The sequence below is a fragment of the Saccharothrix coeruleofusca genome (genome assembly GCF_014648515.1).
GTDB classification, from domain to species: Bacteria; Actinomycetota; Actinomycetes; order Mycobacteriales; family Pseudonocardiaceae; genus Actinosynnema; species Actinosynnema coeruleofuscum.
Genome location: NZ_BMRG01000007.1, coordinates 246,853 through 255,063, shown reverse-complemented (window position 1 = coordinate 255,063; position 8,211 = coordinate 246,853). Strand labels below are relative to the sequence as shown.

10 protein-coding genes are annotated in these 8,211 nt (G+C 70.3%); 3 read left to right on the top strand and 7 right to left on the bottom strand.

Features of this window, described 5'->3' with window-relative positions:
* Positions 1 to 976 (top strand): sensor histidine kinase (locus tag IEZ00_RS20135; protein ID WP_229795922.1); only part of this gene is annotated, 976 nt, incomplete at its 5' end.
* Entirely contained in the window at positions 973 to 1,653 is a 681-nt protein-coding gene (locus IEZ00_RS20130; RefSeq protein WP_189224819.1) for a response regulator, read from the top strand. The genes IEZ00_RS20135 and IEZ00_RS20130, both read left to right, overlap by 4 nt.
* Before the next feature lie 130 nt (positions 1,654 to 1,783).
* On the opposite strand, the gene IEZ00_RS20125 is transcribed toward IEZ00_RS20130, so the two are convergent.
* From IEZ00_RS20125 to IEZ00_RS20115, 3 genes are read right to left on the bottom strand one after another with little or no spacing between them, the layout of a single operon-like run.
* Complete coding sequence (locus tag IEZ00_RS20125; RefSeq protein WP_189224818.1) at positions 1,784 to 2,404, bottom strand: hypothetical protein; 621 nt, start codon at positions 2,402 to 2,404, stop codon at positions 1,784 to 1,786.
* Positions 2,401 to 2,898, bottom strand: a complete 498-nt coding sequence (locus IEZ00_RS20120) for a hypothetical protein (RefSeq protein WP_189224817.1) — start codon at positions 2,896 to 2,898, stop codon at positions 2,401 to 2,403. The genes IEZ00_RS20125 and IEZ00_RS20120 overlap by 4 nt, the downstream gene beginning before the upstream one ends.
* Complete coding sequence (locus IEZ00_RS20115; RefSeq protein WP_229795921.1) at positions 2,895 to 3,233, bottom strand: PadR family transcriptional regulator; 339 nt, start codon at positions 3,231 to 3,233, stop codon at positions 2,895 to 2,897. Before IEZ00_RS20115 ends, IEZ00_RS20120 begins: the two co-directional genes overlap by 4 nt.
* A 450-nt stretch (positions 3,234 to 3,683) precedes the next feature.
* Here IEZ00_RS20115 and IEZ00_RS20110 point away from each other — a divergent pair, with 450 nt between their 5' ends.
* A complete protein-coding gene (locus IEZ00_RS20110) occupies positions 3,684 to 4,232 on the top strand; it encodes a hypothetical protein (protein WP_189224815.1) in 549 nt (182 codons plus the stop codon).
* Here the strand turns inward: IEZ00_RS20110 and IEZ00_RS20105 are convergent.
* Genes IEZ00_RS20105 through IEZ00_RS36845 form a run of 4 tightly spaced genes read right to left on the bottom strand, consistent with a single transcriptional unit; the run spans position 4,186 to position 8,040 of the window.
* Entirely contained in the window at positions 4,186 to 5,001 is an 816-nt protein-coding gene (locus IEZ00_RS20105) for an ABC transporter permease (RefSeq protein ID WP_189224814.1), read from the bottom strand. The two genes, IEZ00_RS20110 and IEZ00_RS20105, sit on opposite strands and share 47 nt — an antisense overlap.
* A complete protein-coding gene (locus tag IEZ00_RS20100) occupies positions 4,998 to 5,879 on the bottom strand; it encodes an ABC transporter permease (protein ID WP_189224813.1) in 882 nt (293 codons plus the stop codon). Before IEZ00_RS20100 ends, IEZ00_RS20105 begins: the two co-directional genes overlap by 4 nt.
* Positions 5,876 to 6,940, bottom strand: a complete 1,065-nt coding sequence (locus IEZ00_RS36850) for an ABC transporter ATP-binding protein (RefSeq protein WP_229795920.1) — start codon at positions 6,938 to 6,940, stop codon at positions 5,876 to 5,878. The genes IEZ00_RS20100 and IEZ00_RS36850 overlap by 4 nt, the downstream gene beginning before the upstream one ends.
* Complete coding sequence (locus IEZ00_RS36845) at positions 6,937 to 8,040, bottom strand: ABC transporter substrate-binding protein (protein WP_229795919.1); 1,104 nt, start codon at positions 8,038 to 8,040, stop codon at positions 6,937 to 6,939. The genes IEZ00_RS36850 and IEZ00_RS36845 overlap by 4 nt, the downstream gene beginning before the upstream one ends.
* Between the last annotated feature and the right edge of the window lie 171 nt (positions 8,041 to 8,211).

Genomic DNA, 8,211 nt, shown 5'->3' with positions numbered 1-8,211 from the left:
CCTGCTGCCGGTGCTGGCCGCCGTCGTGCCGGGGCGCACCGCGAACACGGCCGGGCAGCTGATCTCCGCCTACCGGGCGGGCGCCTGGCTGCGGGGCAGGCCCGCCGCCGCCTCGCTGGCCGCCCTCGCGCTGGGCGTGCTGTCCTCGCTGTGGGTCGGCGACGAGGTGGAACCGTTCACCCTGCTGACCCTGGTGACCGCCAACTCGGTGGTGCCGTGGCTGGTCGGCCGCTACACCACCGCGCGCAAGGCCTACGTCGACGAACTGCGCCACCAGCGGGAGAACTCCCTGCGGGACGCCGAGGCCGAGGTGAACCGGGCGGTGGCCAGGGAGCGCGAAGCCATCGCCCGCGACCTGCACGACGTGATCTCGCACCACGTCAGCGCGATCGGCGTGCACGCGGCGGCGGCGCGGATGAACCTGGCGGGCCACGGCTCCGCCGACGACGCCGGACCGGTGGGCACCTCGCTGGCGGCGGTGGAGACGTCCAGCCGCGCGGCCATGGTCGACCTGCGGCGGCTGCTCGACCTGCTGCACCACGGCGACGACCTGCCCGACCAGCCGGGCCTTGGCAAGCTCCAGGAGCTGTTCGACGGCGTCAGGTCCTCCGGCCTGCGGGTGGCCTTCGCCGTCTACAACGACCCGTACCCGGTGCCGCGCGCCGTCGACACGGCCCTGTACCGGGTGGCGCAGGAGATGATGACGAACGCCCTGCGGCACGGCGACGGCACGGCCGTGCGCGTGGAACTCGAGTACGGTGGCGACCACGTGTCGATCACCGCGCGCAACCGCGTCCCGTCCGGTGCGGCGCAGGGGGAGCGGGCATCCCTGACGGCACTCGGCGGTTCCGCCCTCGGCCTGGAGGGAATCCGCAAGCGCGCCGAGGTGTTCGGCGGATCGGCGACCTTCGGGCTCGTCGAGGACGGGCGGTACTGGCAGACCAGCGTGACGGTGCCGACGGAGGGGGGATCATGACCCTGCGCATCGTGATCGCCGACGACCACGTGATGTTCCGCTCCGGCCTGCGGGCGGTGCTGGACGCCCAACCGGACATGAGCTGCGTCGCCGACGTCGGGGACGGCTACAGCGCCGTCGAGGCGGTCCGGGCGCTGCGGCCGGACCTGGCCATCCTCGACGTGCGGATGCCGAAGCTGGACGGGATCGCGGCGGCCCGCGAACTGGTGCCCGCGACCAAGGACCTCAAGGTCGTCCTGCTCACCACCTTCGACGCCGACGACTACGTCCGGAAGGCGCTGGCCTCGGGGGTGAGCGGCTTCGTGCTGAAGAGCCTGCCCCCAGAGGAGCTGGTGACCGCGATCCGCGTCGCCGCGCGGGGCGACACCTACATCGACCCGTCGATCACCCGCAGGCTCGTCCCCCGGCTGGCCGACGTCCTGGTGCCCAACACCCCGCCCCGGAGCACGGCGCCGGGCGTGGACCGGCTCACCGCGCGCGAGCACGAGGTCTTCCTGCTGATGGCCGCGGGCTTCTCGAACGCGGAGATCAGCGACCAGCTCTACGTCGGCAGCCAGACCGTCAAGACCCACGTGTCGCGCGTGCTCGCCAAGCTCGGGCTGCGGGACCGCGTGCACGCGGTGCGCTTCGCCCACCACTACGGCCTGATAGAGCAGCACGACACCTCGGGCTTATGAGCCACCACCGCCGCGAGTCGCGCGTTCGGACACCGTGAACCGAGCGTTCACGCACCACGAACTGAGCGTTCGGGGAGTCGGGTAGTAGTCAACGGCCCACGTGGGCACGTCGGGTAGTACTTGCAGGCGGTCAGAGGGGGGTGAGCCAGGCGGTGGTGCGGACTTCCTTCACGGCGATGTGCACGGGGTGGTAGGAGGTGGGGTCGAGGCCGCGGTAGGCGTGGCGCACCACGCCCTGGTAGATCAGGTCGGACACGACCAGCACCGCGTCGCCCGTGCTCGCCGCCAGGTGCTCGCGCAACGGGTCGCTGTCCACCAGCCTGCACGCGGTGTTGAGGTCGCCGCCGACCCAGCCGTGCGCGTCGCGGTGCACCTCGCCCGCGTGCAGGCTCACCCGCACCCGGATGCGCGGATCCGGCCCGACGGCGTCGTTGTGCCGCCGGAGCAGCCCGACGAAGTGCGGCAGCACCGGGTCGAGCAGGTCCACTTTGGACACCCAGGCGGGCACCAGCACGGCCATCCCGTCGCCGCGGTCCTGCACCGCCAGGTCGGACCACCACACCCCGGCGGCCCGGAAACCGGCCTTCATCGCGCCTGCCAGCACTTCTCGCGCGGTGATCTGCTCGGGATCGGACCACCGCCCGAACCCCGCGATGTCCACGACCAGGATCGACCGGTGCTCCGGCCCGCGCGCGGGACGCGGTCGCAGGCGTCGCAGCGCCCAGCCCAGCACCTCCGGCGCGGCGCTCATCGCGGCGCCTTCACCGCGTGCACGCCGAGGGCGCGGCGCAGCACGCACGACCGGCTGAGCAGGCGCAGCGCGTGCGGCACCCGCTTGACGCGGGGCAGGTCGGCCAGTTCGGCCAGGTACTCCTCGAAGTAGCGGGTGCGGTGGCGCAGCGGCAGCAGCGACACCGCCCAGCCGACCAGGCGCGCCTGGTCGGCCGGGCAGCGCTCGATCTCCTCCAGCGCGACCCGGATGGCGTGGGCGTCGCAGCGCATCGGGGAGAAGCTGGCCGTGGCGTGGTAGTTGCGCTCCACAGTGGACTCCAGCAGGCGCACCCGCTCGTAGAGCCGGAGCAGCCGCAGGTCCCAGATCCTGCTGCGCTCGATGGCCCGCTTCAGCTCCAGCGACACCTCGTGCGCCAGCTTGCGGTCCAGGATGCGGTCGAGCTTGCCGTCCAGTGCGCGTTCCAGCTCGCGCGCCAGCGCGCAGAGCTGCCGCACCCGTCGTCGTCGCGTCATGTCCCACCTGCCGGATGCGCTCGCAGGAGTCCGAGCCGGGTGATGGAGCCGTGCGCGCGGGCCACGGCGGCCTGTGCCGCCGCTACGCCGTCCGGGGTCATCCGGTAGTACCGGCGGCGGGGCCTGCCCTGCTCCCTGGGGTCGACCTCCTCCCACTGGCTGGTCACCCAGCCGCAGCTCTCCAGCCGGGCGAGGATCGGGTGCACGGTGCCGCTGGGCAGTCCGGCGGCCTGGCACACCTCCAGCCCGTAGTGCTCCTTGTCCGGCTCCGCCAGCAGCACGCCCAGGACGAGCTGCGTCGGGAGCGTCATCTTGGGTTCACGACGCGCCACCATGGTTTAACTCTACCTAGGGGTTCTGCGGTGGAGTCCGCAAAACAGCGGGGTTTCCAGGTAGTACCCACAGGAGCGAAAGACTGGGGCATCTGGTGTGGTGTGCTTCGCGGTGCTGGGGAATGCTGGTGACCCAGAGTGGCTGCCAGAGTGACCCTGATCACCCGTTCGACGTCTATGTGCGCTGATCGTGGAGTCGGTGATCGGACATCGGGTTGCGGGTCATCGGGGGACGCGAGCCGACCTTCGAGGGAACGACCTCGCACCGCCGATCGCCGTCGCGGGGCTCAAGCCTGCGCGCGTCCAGATTCGCCAAACCATCAGCGCGATCCAGTGGTCATTCCGGTGACAGAGGAGCTGTACGCCTGAGAACGGTAGTTGGCAGACTACGGTGAGGGTGCACATGGACAGTTCGGGCAGGATTCACGCTCACCCGAAGGGGCCGGAGCACTGATGGGCAAGCGCAAGGGGAAGGTCTTCATTCCCTCGGTGTACGAGCGGTACCTGCGCCAGTCGTACGGCGATCTCAGTTCTCCTCAGCGGCGCTTCGCCCTGGAAATGGCGAACCGGCAGCCGTTCGAAGGGATCGCGCACGAGTTGGCGGAAGTCGGCCCGGTAGCGGATGACACGGACATCAACTGCGATGTCTGCTTCACCTACATCGTGCACGCTGAACGGCCGTTGAGCGTCAAGCTGTCGATGGTCGGCCCCTACGCCGTGGTGCTGTCCTCCGCGCTGGATGGGCAGCGTGGCACCGTCCTGGTTCCCGCAAGACCGCCGACGGGGACGCCGGAAGCTCGCGTGATGTCAGTGGTGACCGCGCACGGGTTCGTCATCGTGCCCGATGAGCACCTGGAAGCCAGGGTTCCGCTGGCGGTGGGCGAAGGCCGTGACGAGGTCACGTTGTACGCGGCCCTGTTCGAGCCCGAGGGGGAGGTTTTCTGGAAGGCGGCAGCTACTGCGCCGGATCTTTCAGGCGGGTCACCAACTGGGTCGGGTTGACGAAGCGCAGGGCGATGACGAGCAGCACGAGCATGGACGCGGTGTAGATGACGGCCATCGCGTCCACCGTCTGCTGCGCCCGGATGCCCGCCGCCGACACGGAGTAGAACAGCGACACCACGAGGGTCTGGCTGTCCGGACCGGCGGTGAGGAAGGTCAGCTCGAACATCCCGACGGTGCGCACCAGCACCAGGATCGACGCGGCGAGGATGCCCGGCACCAGCAGGGGCGCGAGGACGCGCAGGAACACCGCCGAGGTCCGCGCCCCGCACATCCGCGCCGCCGCCTCGATCTTGGTGTCGATCTGCTCGATGAACGGCGTCATGGTCAGCACCACGAACGGCACGGCGGGCACCAGGTTGGCCACGATCACCCCGGCCGTGCTGCCCGCCAGGTGGAACTTGTAGAGCACCGTGGCCAGCGGGATGCCGTAGGTCATGGGCGGCATCAGGATCGGCAGCAGGAACAGCAGGCTCAGCAGCTTCTTGCCGGGGAAGTTCCGGCGCGCCAGCGCGTACGCGGTGGGCACGCCGATCAGCACCGAGATGACGACCACGGCCAGGGACACCTGGAGGGTGACCAGCAGGACGTCGAACAGGTCGTACTCGCGCCACGCCTCGGCGTACCAGGCGGCGGTGAACCCCTCGGGCCACCACGTGCCGAACCACCTGGTGCTGAACGAGTTCACCAGCACCGCGCCGACCAGCGCGGCCAGGTTCAGCATGAAGAACGCCAGCGCGCCCCACGTCAACCACGCGGCGGGCCTCATCCCTTGCCTCCCGTCGCGCCCCGGTACAGCGTGGTGCGCCACAGCAGCACCAGGGCGATGACCACGAGCATCACCAGGGCCATGATCATGGCCACCGCCGAGCCCATGGAGTAGTCGAAGTCGCGGAACGCCGTGTCGTAGGCGGCGATGGAGATCACGTGGGTCTCGCCCTGCGGCTCGCCGACCATGACCGCCGACGGGAACACCGAGAACGCCAGCACGAACGACAGGCAGAACGTCACCGCCAGGCCCGGCGCCAGCAGGGGCATGGTGATGTAGCGGAACCGCTGGCCCCGCGAAGCGCCCAGGGTGGCCGCGGCGCGCTCCAGGGTGGGGTCGATGCCGGACAGGTAGGACAGCGTGAGCAGGAAGGCGAACGGGAAGCCGGTGATGACCAGCGACAGCAGCACGCCCCAGTAGTTGTGCACCAGGCGCACCGGCTCGTCGACCAGCCCCAGCGCCATGACGACCTTGTTGAACCAGCCCACCGGGCTCAGGTACTCGATCAGGCCTTCGGCGGTGAGCACGGTGCCCAGGGTGATGGGCACGACCAGCAGGGTGGTGATCAGGCGCTTGCCCCGGAACCGGCCCCGCATCCGGTAGGCGATGGGGATCGACGCCAGCACGTTGAACAGCGCCGCGGGCAGGCCCAGGCGCAGCGTGATCCAGATGGTGTCGCGCAGGTAGGCGTCGGTGAAGAAGCGCCGGTAGTTGGCCAGCGGCCCGCCGCCGTCCTTGGGCTGGAACGACAGCTGCAAGCCGTACAGGAACGGGTAGAGGAACAGCAGCGCGACGAACACCGCGCCGGGCACCAGCAGGAGCAGCACGCGGTCCACGCCGCGCTCGGCCAGCCGGTGGCGCAGCGCGACGGTGGTCACGAGTCCGCCCCGAAGATCAGCACCCGCTCCACGGGCACGCGCAGCCGCACGGCGTCGCCGGGGGCGAGCCTGCTGGTGGTGCGCAGGTGCAGCGGCTCCCCGCCGGGCAGGCGGGCCTGCACGGCCTGCTCCCGGCCGTGGTACTCGACGATCTCCACCTCGGCCCGGATGGTGTTCTCGCCGTCCTGCTCGGTCACCGCGAAGTCCTCGGGCCGGATCGCGGCCACGGCGGGACCGCCGGTGAGGCGGTCGCGGTTGACGCCGGTCAACGTCAACCCGTCCACGGCGGCCGTCGCGTGCTCGCCCGCCCACGAGGTCACGGTGACCGGCAGCATGGTCCGGTAGCCCATGAAGCCCGCGACGTAGCGGTTCGCGGGGTGGGCGTAGACCTCCTCCGGCGAGCCGACCTGCTGCACCTCGCCGTCGCGCAGCACCACCAGGCGGTCGGCCAGCGCCAGCGCCTCCTCCTGGTCGTGGGTGACGTAGACGGTGGTGAGGCCGAGGGACTGGTGCAGGCGCCGGATCTCGGTGCGCATCTCCAGGCGCAGCGCGGCGTCCAAATTGGACAGCGGCTCGTCCATCAGCACCAGCGGCGGCTCCAGCACGATCGCGCGGGCGATCGCGACGCGCTGCTGCTGGCCGCCGGAGAGCTGGGCCGGGAACTTGTGGGCGTGCTCGGTCAGCCGCACCATGCGCAGCGCCTCGTCCACGCGGCGGTTCAGCTCCGCCTTGCCGACCTTGCGCATGGTGAGGCCGAAGCCCACGTTGCGGCGCACCGACATGTGCGGGAACAGCGCGTAGTTCTGGAACACCATGCCGAAGCCGCGCTTCTCCGGCGGCAGGTGGTCGATCCGCCTGCCGTCCAAGGAGATCCGGCCGCCGGTCAGCGGCAGCAGGCCGGCCAGGCAGTTCAGCGCGGTGGACTTGCCGCAGCCGGAGGGCCCCAGCAGCGCCACGAACTCGCCGCCCTTGATGGTCAGGTCCATGTCGTTGAGCGCGACGTGCGAGCCGAACGCGCGGCGCACCCGGTCGACGCGCAGCTCCGCGAACCGGCCGCTCACTTGCGCGTCTTCCCGCTGCCGATCTCCCGCTCCCACTTCTGGAACGCCTTCACCTGGGCCGCCGCGGGCAGGGAGGTCTCCTTGGGGTTCTCGGCGATCAGCCGCTCGTACTCGGGCCTGCCGAACTTCGCGATGACGTCCCTGGACTCCTGCGGGGCCATCTCCAGCGTGACGCCGTTGACCGCCGGGCCGGGGTAGAAGTAGCCCTTGTCGTAGGCCTTGGCCTGCTGCTCGGGCTTGAGCACCCACTGGATCAGCGCCAGGTTCGCGGCCAGCACGTCGGCGGAGACGCCCTTGGGCACCACGGCGTAGTGGGCGTCGGTGACCCAGTGGAACCCCTGCAGGGTGGTGACCTTCATCCGCTCGGGCACGGTGCCCAGCACGCGCGGGTTGATGTCCCAGCCGGTCGTGGTGGCCACGACGTCCACCGTGCCGTCGGCCAGGTTCTTCATCGTCTCGGTGGTGCCCGACGGGTAGTGGTCGACGTGCTCGCCCAGCTGCCGGAGGTACTCCCAGGTCTTCTCCCAGCCGTTCTCCGGGTCCTTCGGGTCGGAGTCGCCGAGGATGTAGGGCAGGCCCATCAGGAACGTGCGGCCGGGACCGGAGTTGGCGGGCACCGCGTACTGGAACTTCTTGGGGTTGGCCTTGGCCCACGCCAGCAGCTCGTCGGCGGTGGTGGGCGGGTTCGGCACCTTGTCGGGGTCGAACTCCAGCAGCGGCCCGGACGGGTAGTAGGTGACCGTGATCCCCTTGCCCTGCGCCAGCTCCTGCATCGCCGCGGCGGGCGGCAGGTAGCTCTCCTTGAGGTTGGGGAACTTCTCGGCGTACTGGGGGTGCAGGTCCAGCGCCAACTGCTGGTCGATCACCGCGGCCAGGCCGTCGGTGCCGGTGAGCACCAGGTGCGTCTGCGACTGGCCCGCGTTCTGCTCGGCCTTGAGCTTGCCCGGCATGTCCGGCGCGGTCGCCTTGGTGTAGTTGACTTTGCTGACCACGTCGGGGTGCTGGGCCGCGAAGTCGTCGATCATGCCCTGCGTCAGCTGGAGGTTGCCCGCCACGTCCAGGATGTTGAGCTCCACCGGCTGGGAAGGCTTGTCGGGCACCGAGGTGGGCGCTTCGGGGACCGGACCTGTTGTCGGTGCGCCGCATCCCGCCATCAGGAGGAAGATCGGTAAGAGCTTTCGCAAGTGTTTCGGGCGACTCATATGGTTTTCTCCTGCGACGATGCGGGCAGACCGAACGAGACGCTGACAGACCTCCGCTCCGGTGGGCTT